A 14,169-nucleotide genomic window follows, 5' to 3' on the forward strand; every position below is an offset into this window, starting at 1 on the left:
GCGGACGTGGGCGGGGCGCCCCCGGGCCGGACGGCCGGCCCGGGGGCCGGTTTCAGGAGATGTGCGGGCGGGAACCGCGCTCCTGCGCGGGCAGGTGCTGGCCGGTGGTGGGCGCGGTCGGCAGGGGGAACTGACTGCTCTGGTACTTGGACAGGTCGAGCTGACCGTTGGTGCCGGGCAGCGGCGGAATCGTCCTGCTGGTGGCGTTGAACCGGAAGGCGGAGGTCAGATCACCGACCGTGCTGCGGCGCCAGGCACTGATGTTGGGCTCCCGCACCCCGGTGACGAGTTCCAGGAAGCGGAGTTGCGAGGTGTGGTCGAACACCTCGGAGCACACCCAGCCGCCGACCGTCCACGGCGAGACGATGATGGCGGGCACCCGGAAGCCGAGACCGGTCGGCAGCCCACCGCCGTCCACCCCGGTCACGGACGTCTTGGTGACGAACTCGCCGGGGGTGCCCGGCGGCGGTGTCGGCGGGACGACGTGGTCGAACATGCCGTCGTTCTCGTCGTAGGACAGGATGAAGGCGGTCTTCGCCCAGACGTCCGGGTTGGCCGCGAGCGCGTCGATGATGCCGGACACGAACGCGGCACCGGCGGCCGGCGAGCCCGCCGGGTGCTCGTCGTAGCCGGCCGGCGGGAGGATCCAGCTCACCGTCGGCAGCTTGTCGTTGAGCGCGTCGTACTCGAACTGGCCGATCGGCGACGAGGCCATGGCCTGGTCGTGCAGCGGGTCGCCCGGCCCCGCGTTGAAGTACTGCGCGATGTGCTGGAGCGTCGGCAGGCCCGTCGCGCCGTCCTGGTGGTAGAACTTCCAGCTCACGCCGTGCTCGGTCAGCCGCTCGGGGTAGGTCGTGAAGGAGTACTGGCCGCCTGGCGCCCCCGTGGTGAGAGAGGGGCCGCCGGCCACGCCGTCCGGGTCGATGGTGCCAGCCAGCCACATGTGGCGGTTGGGCCCGGTGGGGCCGAGCACCGAGCAGTGGTAGTGGTCCAGGACGGTGAAGGCGTCGGCCAGGGCGTACTGGAAGGGGATGTCCTCGCGGGTGAAGTAGCCCATGACGTACGGGCCGTTCTTGCCGTCGGCCGCGCGGTGCGCCGGCAGCCACTGGTCCATCTTGCCGCCGTTCCACGCCTGGTGCTGGACGGCCCACTCATGGCTGGTGGACGGGATCACCTGGGCGGCGGTGGTGCGGGTGTCGAGCCGGTAGGGCAGCAACGTGCCCTCCGGCGCGGCGGGGTCGGGCTGCTCGAAGACGGAGGCGCCGCCGGGCAGCCGCACGGCCTTCGGGTCGTCGAAGCCGTCCACCCCCGAGAGGGTGCCGAAGTAGTGGTCGAAGCTGCGGTTCTCCTGCATCAGGAGCACGACGTGCTTGATGTCCGCGAGCCGTCCGTGCCGGGCGGGGGCGGCCACGGCCTTGCGGACGTTGGCGGGCAGGACCGTGTCGGTCGCGGTGAGCGCGCCGACCGTGGCCGCGGAGCCCAGGAGTCTGCGCCGGGTCAGGCCCGTCTTCTGGGGGCGGGCGGGAGCGGTGTCGTCCATCGAGGTCCTTTCGAGACCGGCCAGGAGCCGATGAGGGGGCCTCGACACACTCGTGCCGCCGGATGGTGATCCCTTGGGTGACCAGATGGCCAATGGCTTAAATGTGGCTGAAACAGTGCGCCGGAAAGGACGGGTATATCGCCATACCCCTGTGCGTCGCCTGGAGTTCCGCCAGGGGTCGTCCCGACCCCGCCGCCGCCCCGGGCGAAGCCGCCGGGGCGACGGCGCCTCGGGGCGGCGGGGTCCGGGGCCGGTCAGGGCAGCGGGGTGCCGCCCGTGGCGTTGACGATCTCGGCCGTGATGAAGCCGGCGTACGGGGAGGCGAGGAAGACGTACGCGGGCGCCATCTCCGCCGGCTGGGCCGGGCGGCCCAGGGGTGACTGCTTGCCGAACTCCCGGGTGTCGGGCAGCGTCGCCGGGATCAGCGGCGTCCACACCGGCCCGGGCGCCACGGCGTTGACCCGGATCCCGTCCGGGGCGAGCATCTGCGCCAGGCCCTGTGTGAAGGTGACGATGCCGCCCTTCGACGTCGCGTAGTCCAGCAGGTGCGGGCTGGGCTTGTAGGCCTGCACGGACGTGGAGTTGATGACGCAGCCGCCGCGCGGGATGTGCGGCACGGAGAACTTGCACAGCCAGAACATCCCGTACAGGTTGGTGCGCAGCACCCGGTCGAACTGCTCGGTGGAGATCGCCGAGATCCCGTCCGGCTGGCTCATCTGGAACGCCGCGTTGTTGACGAGGATGTCGATCCGCCCGAACTCGGCCACGGCCCGCTCCACCAGGCTCCGGCACTGGTCCTCGTCGCGGACGTCGCACGGCACGGCGACGGCCGTCCGGCCCGCGTCGGCGACCAGCCGGGCCGTCTCCTCCGCCTCCTTGACCTCCTCCGGCAGGTACGTGAACATCACGTCCGCGCCCTCCCGCGCATAGGCGATGGCCACGGCCCGCCCGATGCCGGAGTCACCGCCGGTCAGCAGCGCCTTGCAGTCGGTGAGCTGCCCGCTGCCCCGGTACGACAGCTCGCCGTGGTCGGGTGGCGGGTCCATCGGCCCCGTCCACCCGGGGTGCTCCTGCTCCTGCTGCGGGAACTCGGGTTCGGGCGTACGCGGTCCCCCACTGGGCTTGTCCGGCATGTCCTCTGCGCCTCTCTGCACGTCCTACGGGGTGTTCCGGGTGCCCCGCGGGCGGCCGCGCAGTCCTGGCGGGCGGCTTACGCGGAATTCATCTTTCAACGCTGCCAGACGTGTTCCAAGCTTACTTCTTGCTGAATACGCCCTAAATTCGGACATCCCGACGGTGCGTCCCCATGTGATCGACGCACCGCCTGATGATGCTAGGCTCTCGAATCCAGCAGTCTGCGGCCTGTGTCGATGCCGGGCTTTTGGCTGTGATTGGGTCGTCGCAGATGGTGATAGGTTCCTCTTGCAGGCCGCCAGGGAAAACGGCGGCGATCTACCGCAGGAGAATTATGTGCGCGAAAGCTAAGCGCAATCTTATTGGCATGGTGATTCTGATTGCTGTGGTGTCTGGGGTTGCTTGCAGTGCTTACGCGGAGCAGGCCGGCCGCCAGGATGTGACCTACACGGCGGCAACTCAAATGCGGACAGACCGCTTTATGATTTAGACGGTGGCCGGTTAGTCAGGCCTTCGCTGATACTCCAGTCGGCGCAGGCCTCTTCTTTCCATCGCGCCCTCTTCGGCTCTTCTCCGCGTGATGTTATGTGTATGTGGCGTATGGTGCCAGTCTGACGTGTTCGTCTGGGTATCAATGTGGTGCCACTGTAGCGTGGCGAACGGCGAACGAAATATGCCGGGGTAATCTCGCACGGCGCCCCGTCGGCGCCCTGCAGGTGTTCTGCAAGCGTTCTGTCCAATCCCGTCCCTCACCCTCGGACATGGCGGATTCGATCCCGTGCCTAGCACCGCCCGGTGCGGTCGGGTCCGTGATCTGCGTCTGAAGGATCGAAACGATCACGGGGAGACAGAAGCAGCAGTGGCACACATAGTTCTGGTGGGGGTGACCCGACTGTCCATGATCATGCCGGTCGAGCGCTTCCCTGTTCAATACAGCGCCTATCAGCAGGCACCGTGGATGCGGTGCACGGTCGTTGGTGGCGCATACAACATGGCCTGCGCGATGGCCTGCTTGGGGGACGCCCCGCGGCTGTGCACAACCGTGGGGGCGGACGAGGCCGGCGACGCGATCAGGCGTGCAATCGAGAGAGCCGGACTCGAAGGACGAGGCGTGGTCACCGTCCCGGAGTCTGCCAAGACCATGATTCTTGTCGAGCCGGACGGGCGCGTGGCGCGCAGTGGTTGGACCAGTGGCACCGGTGCCTATCCGGTGGAGCGGTTCATCGAGCAGGCCATGGGTGCCGGCGTGGCGGTAATTGCCTGTAACCCGTTCGGGGAGAAGTTCCTGCAGGTGGCTAAGGACCTGCTCAAGTTGCCGATCGCGACCGACCTGCATGCCGCGAGGGAGTCCGACGGCCTCGACAGGCAGCCATGGCTGGAGTGCGCGGACATCATCTTTCGCAGCCACGAGGGACTCTCCTCGTCTCCGCGGGAGTGGATCGCGGATGTGCTTCACCGCTACCCAGGGTGCTGCATAGCTGCAGTGGGCCGGGGTGAGCAAGGGTGTGCGATGGGTCTGAGGGACGGCAGGCTGGTTGAGATCTCCGCAGTGGCACCGCGGCCCGTCTGTAGCACCGACGGCGCGGGCGATGCGCTGCTCGCCGCCTTCCTGCACAACTGGCTGGCCTCGGGCGAGCCAGTGGACGCACTCGAGTCGGCGGTGCTCTTCGCCGGCTGGAAGGTCGGTGCGGCATCGGCGGCGGAAGGTTTCCTGACAGGAGGTGAACTCGATGCCCTGCGCTGTGTCTACCCGGTGCGCACCCGGGTCAGTACATGGCGTTAGGCGGAGTGGCGAGCGCTAGCCTGCGGGTGAGGGACCGAGGCGATCAAGATGCTCGGCAACGCGGCTCGCGTCCCTGCCCGCGCCAAGGCGGGAATAGACGGCGGCGGCCCGGGAGTAGTGGTCTCGGGCAGCAGCCGTGTCCTGCTCGTATTCTGCGAGTTCCCCAAAGACTTCGTAAATCGCACCCGTTTCGAAAGCCTCACCGGTCCGTCGCAGTGCCTCCAGCGCCGCGGTGAGATGGGTCCGGGCCGTACGGAGGTCCCCGGACCGCATGTGAGCCTGCCCGAGCAGTCGTTCCACGAGGGCTTCGTACGGGTCGTGGGTGGTTATGAGCACGTTGCGTGCCTGACGCAGGTGAACCAATGCAGACTCGTGACGCCCCGCTAGGCTCTCCACCTCGCCCAGTGCGCCATGCGCCCGGGCAACGCCACGTATGTCGCCCGTCTCCTCGCGGATCGCCAAGGCACTGTGCAGGAAGGACTGCGCCTTATTCCAGTCGCCCAGGCGGCGGTACGTGACACCGATGTTGTGGAGCACTAGGCCTTCGCCGCGGTGATCGTCGAGCCCGCGGCGTAGAGCGAGCGCTGAGTGAAACTCCTTCAGAGCTTCCTCGTTCCGGCCTGCCTCACGTAACGCGATGCCGAGTCCGGTCCGCATGCGGGACTCGGCCGGCCGGTGGCCGTCCCTGGCTGCTCCTATGACTCCCAACTCGTGACTCGCGATCCAGGCGTCGTGGTGGTGGAAATAGATGAACAGAGTCCACATCGCCTCTGCGAGTTGCCACGTCGCCTTGTCGAGTCGCATCTGGGCTGCTAAGCGCTGGACCGAGACCAGGTTCTCGTGCTCTCGTTCGAACCAGGCCAGCGCTCCTGCGGCGTCGGAGAATTCGACAACGGCGTCGCTGGTGTATGTGTAGGAGGTCGGCAGGCGCCGTCTTTGTGGATACAGAATCCGGTCGGCGGCATCCGCGCACTTCAAGTACGCGTCGACGATGCGCAGGACGGACTCGCGTCTCTGCTCGCTGGTCTCATCGCTCTCGGCACGTGCACGAGCATGCTGATGGATCACGTCATGGAATCGGAAGTGTTCTGGATCCGGCGTGGTGACCAGATTGGCATCGACCAGCGCAGCCAAGTTCTCCTCGACGCGATCGACGGCCGGAACCGTAGCGGCCACTGCATGAGCGACGCGTCTGCTGAACGGCGAGCACGGGTGCAAGCTCAGGCGGCAGTACAGGCGCGCGGCATCCGGTGGAAGCATGGCGTAGGACTGGTCGAGGCTGGCGTTCATGGAGACCTCTTCGTCGGGGCCGGCGGAGCGGAGGGCCGTAAGGCGCTCCGCGGCTGAGGCAAGCGTCCATTCCGGTCGTGTCAGCAGCAACGCCGCGCCTACCGCCACTGCGAGCGGAAAGCAACCAGTGGCCATCACCATGTCGCGAGCTGCCATACGATCCCTCGCCACTCTCTCCGGGCCCGCGATGTGTTCCAGTAACTCGACAGCGGAGTCGGTGTCCAATGGATCGAGCGGCACGAAGTGCGCCCCGTCCACGAGGAGAGAGGTCAGGTGCCAGCGGCTGGTCACGAGGCAGACGGACCTTTCGGACGCGGGAACAAGCGGCCGGATCTGCGCCGCGGAGAGAGCGTTGTCGCACAGCACCGCGATACGTCGGTCCGCGGCGACCGTGCGGTAGAGAGCCGTCTGTTCGGCGAGGTCGGACGGGATCTGCTCGGCCGATACGCCGAGTGCCCGGAGGAACTGCGGAAGAATCGAGCTGGGGCTTACTGGGGCCTCGGACAGATGGCCGCGCAAGTCCACGTACAACTGCCCGTCCGGCCAGTTGTCGCGGCGGTTGTGCAACCACTGAAGGGCCAGGGACGTCTTGCCGATCCCGGCAGGGCCCGTGATGACTGCAGTGGAGGGCGCGGCGGGGGTCAGAAGGCGGTCCAGGGTGGCGAGGCTGTCGCTCCGGTCGGTGAAGTGGCGGGGAGGGTGAGGAAGCTGCCGTGGTACCCGCCGGCGATCCCGCTCGGCATCGGCGCCGATAAACACATTCCCATGGATGGTCGCAGCTTGGACGCTGTGCCCGTGGACCGTCCCCGAGAGGGTGTTGGCATGCCATGCGGGACCGGACGCCCCATTCGCCATCCCCGCGTCCTCTTCTCTCAAGCCGCCCCCAGGCCGAGACGCATGCATCGGGCACGCACACTTTGATCGATCATTTGCCCACCATCGGAGTCGAACAAACTTATTCCTGCACGCTACGACGCACGGTGACACGGCACATGCCAACAGCATACGCGTAAGTCCCATGTCTTGATCCGGCCCGCTGTCGACCGCACCCTCTGTCAGCTTCAGCGCGTAGGTGTCACACTGTTCGAAGAAGAGTTCCAATTCAAATGGGGAGCGCCCGGCGGAGGGGACGCTGGTGGAGTTCCGAATGCTGGGCCCGCTCGAGCTGTGGGTGGGCGGGTCGACTCATGACATCGGTTCAGCCAAGGAACGGTGCCTTCTGGCAGTTCTGCTGTGTGCCGAGGGGGCGCCAGTCGCAGCTGACACGCTACTGAGACGAGTGTGGGCGGAACTGCCAGCCAGTGGAACGGCCACTCTCCAGAGCAACATTTCCCGCCTGCGCACGCGGTTGCGGAAGGCCGTTGGAGATCAGGTCCACATCGACTTCAGCGCCCGCAGCTACACCCTTCGTGTACCGTCCGGAACCGTTGATCTGCGGCGCTTCCGTGATTTACGACGTCAGGCGGGCGCAGCCGCCGCCAATGGTGATGTTGGGCAGGCGGTCGACCTCCTACGTGCGGCCGAATGTCTCTGGCGGGCAGAGCCATTGGCCGAATTCGCCGGGAGCTGGGCCGCTGCCATGCGGCGACGTCTCACCGAGAACCTTCGGCAGACCCGGGAACAACGGATCGCCTGGGAGATGGACCTGGGCCGCCATGCCGACCTTGTGGCGGAGCTCTACGACCTGCTCGCCCGTGAGCCCGACCCGGAGCCCTATGCCAAGTACTTGATGTTGGCCCTGCACCGGTGCGGTCGTCACGGTGATGCCTTGGCCGTCTACCGGGAGACGCGGAGGCGTCTCAGCAGCATGCTCGGCGCGGATCCCAGCCCGGAGCTGGAGATGTTGCACCGACGCATTCTGACGCGCGACCCCACCCTTCAGGTGCCGTCCTCGGTGCAGCAGCGTGCGACAGCGCCCATGCCGCCGGACAATCTGCCGCGTGACATCAGCGATTTCAGTGGGCGAGAACACGAGCTCGCCTCGCTGCTGGCGATGCCTGTCCCGGGGGCCACAGCCCTGCCGCTCACCGTTGTCCACGGAATGGGGGGAGTCGGCAAGACGGCACTGATCACACACGCCGCCCACCGGCTCCGGAGTAGGTACCCCGACGGCCGGCTCCACCTCCATCTCCGTGCGCACCATGAACAGCCTCCCGTGGAGCCCGCGGACGCTCTTGCCGTGCTGCTTCAGGCCATCGGCGTGGTACCAGACGACCTGCCCGCCACGCTCGAGGCTCGTTCGACCCTGTGGCGTGCACGGACAGCACACCGTTCCTTGCTCCTGCTGCTCGACGATGCCCGCACTGCCGCGCAAGTGCGTCCCCTGCTCCCGGGCTCGTCGTCCTGCAGGGTCTTCGTGACCAGCCGCCACCGACTCCTCGAGCTCGAGGGCGCGCAATCGCTGGCCCTGGATGGGCTGGACGGTCGGGAAGCCGCAGGCATGTTCACCCGCATCGTCGGCCCCCACCGGATATCGGACCGGTCAGCGGTGCACCGGATCGTGAACTTCTGCAACAGGCACCCGTTGGCCATACGCCTCGCCGCCAACTGCTTTCGTCGCAGCGAGGCCTGGGACGCTGCTGACCTGGCCGAGCGCCTGAGCCAGTCCGCCCGCCCACTGGACGAGATTGACACGCAGCATGGCATCGTGGGTGCGTTCGAGTTCTCCTATGCCGGACTCCGCACGACCGATCAGCGGCTCTTCCGTGCTCTTGCGCTTCACCCGGGCCCTGACCTTACGATCGACGTGATAGCGCTCTTGGCGGACGTCAGCGTCACGCAAGCCCGCACCATCGTGGACGAGCTCGTCGACAGGCACTTGCTCGAAGAGCCTGTCAAACATCGGTACCAGCTCCATGACGTGGTCAGGCACTTCGCCCGGACTGTCGGGGAGAGGGATGACGCACCATATGAGCGGCGCGAGATCGTTCGGCGCATCCTCGATCATTACCTCACCGCCGCCGATCACAGTGACCGGATGGCCTACCCTCAGCGTCGGCGCATGGACATCCCCGCAGCCCACCGGGCCCGGGTTGTTCCCGAGCTGAACGGCCCAGAGATGGCTCTGGCCTGGTTGGATCTGAACCGAGGCAATCTCTTGGCGGCCGCGCAACTGGCGGTCGCGGAGGGGCAGGACCATGCGCTGTACTTTCCGCACGTCCTGGATCGATCCATCCATGTGTGGGGCATGTGGGAGACGGCTGCCGGACTAAATGCGGCTGCCCTTGCGCGCGCGTGTGCTCTTGGTGACCCCTCGGTGACCGCTCGGATCCTCATCGAACGCGCTGCCTTGCTCCGACCTCAGGGTGCCCATGAAGATGCCCTTCGGCATGCGACCGAGGCGCTCTCTTACGGGCGGGCGATGGAGGATGTCTGGCTTCAGGGCGAAGCGCTGGAGCAATTAGGTGTGGTGGCCCTCGTTTCCGAACGGTTACCTGATGCTCTCCAGCATTTTCAGAAGGCGCTACTGCTGCACGGGCAGGCGGGGAACATCGCCGGTGAGGCCGAGGCGCTGAGTCACCAAGGAATCACCCTGGCGCACCTCGGCTATCTTCAGCAGGCATTGCATAAGTTCCGTGCCGCACTTGAAATTCACTGCGAAGTTGAAAATGTGAATGGGCAGATAAAGGCTCTCAACAACATCGGCGAAGTGTATGGACTGCAGGGCGATCAAGAGAAGGCTCGTGAGTACTATGAGCGCTCGCTTGCGCTTGTCAAGAGATTCGGCGGCAGGCAGGAGCTTGCCATCCTCTACAACAACATCGGCAATCTGCACAGGTCTGTGCAGAATTCTGGGCAGGCGATCTCCTACTTCCGTCTGGCGCTGGAGAATTATCAGGCCATACGTGATCGAGCAGGTCAGGTCGATTCGCTTGTCAACCTCGGAATTACCTGCCGAGAACAAGGCCGGTATGCAGATGCGCGTGACTACTTGACGCGAGCCGAGGGGATTGCGTGCGAGATAGGAGATATGCATCAGCGGCAGCGAATCCTGGCTGTGCATGCGGAGATGCACTATCGCGTCGGCGATACCCGATCCGCGCTGGCCGCATACAGCCAGGCCTTGCAACTGGCGCGGGACTTGAATCGGAGATACGAAGAGGCCCACGCCGTGGAGGGTATCGCCAGAATCACCCAGGAACAGAGCGGTCTCAAGGCCGCCGAGTCACTCTGGCGTGCGGCCCTGGAGGTGTATAGCCAGCTGGGCTTACATCAACAGGCCGATTCGATACGACAGCGCTTGGGTGCCTCGGGCGATGTGGAGCAGGGGCGGGATTCGGCGTGAGTTCACCGGTCACGGCAAGGCTGACAGAGTGTGTGCGAAGCGGGCCGGTGCACAGCCAGGTGTCAGGTGTCAGGTGAGGACGGTGCTCCCCTGGTCCCTCCGCGCAGGGGACCGCCGGAGCTGTCGGGCTCGATGTTGTGGTTGAGGTGGAAGACGTTGCCGGGGTCGTAGGACGCCTTCACGGCGGACAGGCGGCGGTAGTGGTCGGGGCCGAAGCCCGCGACGACGCGGTGGGCGCCCTCGTCGCCGATGAAGTTGAGGTAGACGGCGCCGGAGGACCACTGCTGGACGTCGGCCCTGGTCTGCCGCGCCCACCGCTCGGCGCGCTCGTCGTCGGCCGGGTCGGCCCAGAGGCCGAACGGGTGCACCACCCACGGGGCCCTGCGCCACGGCACCGGGAAGCCGGCGCCCGTCCGGGCCGCCGCGCCGCCCTGCGGGAACAGCACGTGCTGCGACGGTGAGGGGACGACCATGTCCGCGGCGCGGGCGGAGAAGCGGTCCACGGCCTCGTCAGGGAAGGCGTCCAGGTACTCGGCCGACCAGTGGTTCCGGTAGCCGGGCGGGTCGTCGAGCATGCTCTGCAGGTCCGCGTAGGGCAGTTCGGCGACCATCCCGCCGGCGTGGCCGAGGCCGAGCAGCGGCGCCAGCACCCGCCGCGCCTCCTCCCGGGGGCCCGCGTACGTCGCGACCAGCGCGCACGTGAGCCGCCCCACCAGGCTCTCCGGCACGAACTCCTCCGGCGGCGCGGTGAGGAACAGCAGCCCGCCACCGACCTCGTCCGGTGCGCCGGCCATGAAGTCGCGGTACGCCCGCAGCACCCGCGGGCCCTCCGCGGGCTCCCACAGCAGCAGGGCCACCGTGACCGACGGCAGGGGGTGCAGCCGGAACGCCAGCGACGTCGCGACGCCGAAGTTGCCGCCCCCGCCGTGCAGCGCCCAGAACAGCTCGGGGTTCTCGTCCTCGCTCGCCCGCACCAGGTCGCCGGAGGCGGTCACCAGGTCCACCGAGAGGAGGTTGTCGCAGGCGAGACCGTACTTGCGGTCCAGCCAGCCGGCGCCGCCGCCGAGGGTGAGCCCGGCGACCCCCGTGGTGGACACCCGGCCGCCGGTGGTGGCCAGGCCGTGCGGCTCGGCGGCCCGGTCCAGGCCGGCCATGGTGGCGCCGCCCTCGATGTGCGCGGTGCGCGCCTCGGGGTCCACCACCGCCGCGTTCATCAGGCGCAGGTCGACCACGAGGCCGTCGTCCACCGCCGAGGTGCCGGCGACGCTGTGCCCGCCGCCGCGTACCGCGATCTCGAGGCCGAGATCGCGGCCGAAGCCGATGGCGCGTGCGACGTCCTGCACGGTGCGGCACTGGGCGATGACCGCCGGGTGGCGGTCGATCATCGCGTTGAAGACGCTGCGCGCCTCGTCGTAGGGCGGGTCGTCAGGGGTGAGCACGCCGCCCGTGGAGGTGTTCCGCAGGGCGGACACGGCGGTGGGGTCGATACGTGTGCCCATGTCTTCGACGGTACGTCTGCGGGGGGTGGGCCTGCACGTGCGGACGCCGGCGTCCGGGGAAGCCGAATTTTTGGGGTGCCCCCTGGGGCCCGTGGTTGTGTTGCGGTTCGTTGTGGCTGGTCGCGCAGTTTCCCGCGCCCCTTCGGGGCCCCCGGCACTTCGGGGGGCGGCCCCCGCGTGGGTGCTTCCTCTGCCGGGTGCGGCCCGCCGTGGGGCGTCCCGGTAAACCGATCTTCATGGGGGTGTCCTGTGGGGCCGTGGTTGCGTGGCGGGTTCCTTGTGGCTGGTCGCGCAGTTTCCCGCGCCCCTTCGGGGCCCCGGCACTTCGGGGGGCGGCCCCCGCGGGGCGCCTCCCTGCGGGGTGCCTTCCTGGGCGGCGGCTTCCCCCGGGGCGGGCGGCTCTCCACCCCGGGTGGCTCCGTCGTCGGAGAAAATCCCGTGCGTCTTGCATGGGCCCCGGGTTATAACGCCGTGAGCCGTGCCGGTGCACCGGTGCGGGGTGGGTGCGGTGAGGGCGAGGGTGACGATGTTCGTGAGGGTTCTGGGGGACGACGGTGCCGAGTTGCGGCCGCTGGAGCCGTGGCATGCCGCGGAGTTGCTTGCCCATATGGATCGTGGGCGGGAGTTCGTGGGGCGGCACATCGGGCTTGCCGATCGCGTCACCGATCTGGAGTCGAGCCGGGCGTTCCTCCGGTCGTACGCGGAGCGCGCCGCCTCCGACACCGGGCGGATCCACGGCATCTGGACGGACGGCAAGCTGGTCGGCGGCGTGCTCTTCCGGACGATGGACGTCGCGCTCGGCACCGCGGAGGCGGGCTGCTGGCTGGAACCGGCGGCGGTGGGCCGGGGACTGGTGACCAGGGCGGCGCGGTTGATCATCGACTGGGCCGTGGAGGAGCGGGGCGTGCACCGCGTGGAGTGGCGGGTCGCATCGGAGAACGAGGCCAGCGTCGCGGTGGCCCGCAGGCTCGGCATGACCAGGGACGGCGTGCTGCGCGAGAGCTTCCCGCACCGGGGCAGGCGGCTCGACATCGAGGTGTGGTCGGTGCTCGCGCCGGAGTGGCGGGCGGCCCGCCGCTCCGGCGCCGGACGGCACACGGCCGGCTGAGCCCGCCCGCCGCGGCTACGCCTCCCGTCCGCGCACCGCCACCCCCTCGCCCCGGTACTCGGCATAGGCGTACGGGTTGTGGATCAGCTCCGTCCGGGGGATCTCCGGTTCCATGGCCTGCCGCCAGGCCTCCTCGCCCATCTCCTTGCGGGCGTGGTCGACCGTCGCGGTCACCTCCGCCCGGGCCCGGGCGAGGTCGACGCCGGTCAGCTCGTGGCGGTGCTTCACCACGGTGCCGTTCACCAGGACGGTGTGCACATCGCCGCGCCCTGCTTGGAAGACCACATGTCCGTACGGGTGCAGCAGCGGGAACATGGCGGGGGAGCGGTCGTTCTTGATGAGCACCAGGTCGGCCTTCTTGCCCGGGGTCAGCGAGCCGATCGAGTCGTCCAGGCCGAGCGCCCGCGCGCCGCCGATCGTCGCCCACTCCACGACGTCCCGGGCGCGCAGCGCGTTGTGCACCACGGTCTCACCGGACGTCTGGGCCGCCAGGTGTTCGCGGGAGCGGTCCGCGGAGAGCGTGGCGCGCATCGCGGAGAACAGGTCGCCGCTCCACCACACGCTGGTGTCCATCGAGAGCGACACGGGGATGCCGTGCCGGCGCAGCCGCCAGGTCGGCGGGTAGCCCTGTCCGGCGCTTTGCTCGCTCTCCGTGGAGACCGAGACCGTGCCGCCGGACGCGGCGATGCGCTGGTAGGAGTCCTCGCTGAGGGTGGCCGCGTGCACATAGGTGGTGGCCGGCGTCATGAAGCCGTGCTCCCACATCAGCCGGATGCCGTTGTCGTCGGTGGCGCCCCAGACCCCGGCGTGCGTGGTGACCGGCAGCCCGAGGTCGCGCGCCGCCTCGAAGGCGGCCTTCTCCGGGAACGCCGCGTCACCGGTGACGTCGAAGGCGAGCTGAAGGCCGAGCATGTCGTCGCGGACGGTGAAGTGCCGGGCCACGAACGCCCGGAACTCGGGAGTGTTCGCCCACTCCCAGGGCGCGCCCAGCAGGTTCCCGTACGCCAGGACGTAGCGGCCCGGCACCGAACGCAGGGCCTCCACGGCGGCGTCCCCGTGCTCCGGGGTGCGCAGCCCGTGCGACCAGTCGACCGTGGTCGTCACCCCGGAGTCGAGCGCCTCGATCGCGGCGAGCACGTTGCCCGCGTGGATGTCCTGCGGGCGGAAGATCTTTCCCCAGTTCAGGTAGTAGAAGACGAAGTACTGCGAGAGGGTCCAGTCGGCGCCGAGGCCCCGCAGCGCCGTCTGCCACATGTGCCGGTGGGTGTCGACCATCCCCGGCATCAGGATGCCGCCGGTCGCGTCCACCACCACCGCCCCGTCCGGCGCCGGAAGGTCACGTCCCACCTGTTCGATCCGGCTGCCCCGCACGAGCACGTCGCCGCCGGACAGCTCGCCGAGCGCCGGATCCATCGTCAGGACCGTGGCGTTGCGGAAGAGGATCGGGCGGCCGGGCCGGAAGTCGTCGGGCCGGGGGCCGCCGGGCCGGGAGTCCGCGGGCCGCGGGTCACTGCTCATACGTCATCACCT

The 14,169-nt window shown here is 68.4% G+C and carries 8 protein-coding genes; 3 read left to right on the forward strand and 5 right to left on the reverse strand.

Annotation, left to right across the window (positions count from 1 at the left end; translation table 11 throughout):
- Positions 1-52: 52 nt before the first annotated feature.
- Positions 53-1,540 (reverse strand): alkaline phosphatase family protein, encoded by a 1,488-nt coding sequence (locus ACSMXW_RS24505; protein ID WP_485799378.1) that lies wholly within the window; start codon positions 1,538-1,540, stop codon positions 53-55.
- Between the two features lie 254 nt (positions 1,541-1,794).
- On the reverse strand, positions 1,795-2,673 hold the full coding sequence (locus tag ACSMXW_RS24510; RefSeq protein ID WP_485808274.1) for an SDR family oxidoreductase: 879 nt from the start codon (positions 2,671-2,673) through the stop codon (positions 1,795-1,797).
- An 878-nt stretch (positions 2,674-3,551) separates the two neighbouring features.
- On the opposite strand from ACSMXW_RS24510, the gene ACSMXW_RS24515 reads away from it, so the two are divergent.
- A complete protein-coding gene (locus ACSMXW_RS24515; protein ID WP_485808275.1) occupies positions 3,552-4,457 on the forward strand; it encodes a carbohydrate kinase family protein in 906 nt (301 codons plus the stop codon).
- Between the two features lie 15 nt (positions 4,458-4,472).
- Here ACSMXW_RS24515 and ACSMXW_RS24520 read toward each other — a convergent pair whose 3' ends face one another.
- Positions 4,473-6,506, reverse strand: a complete 2,034-nt coding sequence (locus tag ACSMXW_RS24520) for a tetratricopeptide repeat protein (RefSeq protein ID WP_485799379.1) — start codon at positions 6,504-6,506, stop codon at positions 4,473-4,475.
- 388 nt (positions 6,507-6,894) lie between these two features.
- Here ACSMXW_RS24520 and ACSMXW_RS24525 point away from each other — a divergent pair, with 388 nt between their 5' ends.
- Positions 6,895-10,032 (forward strand): AfsR/SARP family transcriptional regulator, encoded by a 3,138-nt coding sequence (locus ACSMXW_RS24525; protein WP_485799381.1) that lies wholly within the window; start codon positions 6,895-6,897, stop codon positions 10,030-10,032.
- 62 nt (positions 10,033-10,094) lie between these two features.
- On the opposite strand, the gene ACSMXW_RS24530 is transcribed toward ACSMXW_RS24525, so the two are convergent.
- On the reverse strand, positions 10,095-11,531 hold the full coding sequence (locus tag ACSMXW_RS24530; RefSeq protein ID WP_485799383.1) for an FAD-binding oxidoreductase: 1,437 nt from the start codon (positions 11,529-11,531) through the stop codon (positions 10,095-10,097).
- 526 nt (positions 11,532-12,057) lie between these two features.
- Here ACSMXW_RS24530 and ACSMXW_RS24535 point away from each other — a divergent pair.
- Positions 12,058-12,639 carry a GNAT family N-acetyltransferase gene (locus tag ACSMXW_RS24535; protein ID WP_485799385.1) on the forward strand — a complete coding sequence of 194 codons (582 nt, stop codon included), beginning with the start codon at positions 12,058-12,060 and terminating at the stop codon, positions 12,637-12,639.
- A 15-nt stretch (positions 12,640-12,654) separates the two neighbouring features.
- Here the strand turns inward: ACSMXW_RS24535 and ACSMXW_RS24540 are convergent, their stop codons facing one another.
- Positions 12,655-14,157, reverse strand: a complete 1,503-nt coding sequence (locus tag ACSMXW_RS24540; protein WP_485799387.1) for an amidohydrolase family protein — start codon at positions 14,155-14,157, stop codon at positions 12,655-12,657.
- Between the last annotated feature and the right edge of the window lie 12 nt (positions 14,158-14,169).

This window comes from Streptomyces sp. DSM 116793 (genome assembly GCF_057320905.1).